The sequence below is a fragment of the Methylophaga sp. UBA4204 genome (genome assembly GCF_002379485.1).
In the GTDB taxonomy this organism is placed as follows: domain Bacteria; phylum Pseudomonadota; class Gammaproteobacteria; order Nitrosococcales; family Methylophagaceae; genus Methylophaga.
The window spans coordinates 3,974-4,684 of sequence record NZ_DFTU01000059.1; the positions used below are offsets into that span (position 1 = coordinate 3,974).

Annotated in this window: 1 protein-coding gene; it reads left to right on the forward strand. The window is 46.4% G+C overall.

The annotated features are described in order from the left end of the window. Positions 1-711, forward strand: a 711-nt coding sequence (locus tag B3182_RS08425; RefSeq protein WP_292752347.1) for a diguanylate cyclase domain-containing protein, incomplete at both ends; no start/stop codon positions are given.

Consider the following 711-nt stretch of genomic DNA (forward strand, 5'->3'; position numbering starts at 1 on the left):
AGTCCATGGATATGCATTTTGCTCAGGGCTATTATTTCGGCCGCCCAACGCCGAATCCCAAGCGAGAATTACCGCCTGAATTATTTGCCAAACGCCAACCCAGAGAAAAAATTCATTCGGGGGTGCCCCGTTCAGATTCACTGGTGGGAAGCCTGCTGACACAATTAACCCCGGTGCGTACTTATCATGATGTAAATCAGGTAGGCGAACGCTTCCAGAATGCCGTAAAACTGGCCGCATTGCCGGTATTACATGAAAACGACACCATTGCTGGCATGGTATGGCGCGATGAATTTATGACCCTGTATGCAAGTCGTTATGGCCGGGACTTACATGGTCGCAAACCGATTCATCTATTTATGGATAATCGCCCTATCATTGCTGAGACGACTTTGCAGCTAAAGTCGCTCAGCCAGCAAATTACGAGTCAGGAACCTTCTCATCAGCACAGCGTTTTTATCATTTCGGAACAAGGATTCTACCGTGGTGTAGGTAGTTTGATGGATTTATTGCGGCAGATTACTGACTTGCAATTAACCATCGCCCGTCATGCCAATCCACTGAGCGGCCTGCCCGGTAATGTACCATTAAATGAGCACATTCAACAGTCTATCCGGGAAAAACGTCATGCCACGGTATGTTATTTCGATTTGGATAATTTCAAGCCCTATAACGATACCTATGGCTATAACAAAGGCGATAAGGTCATTA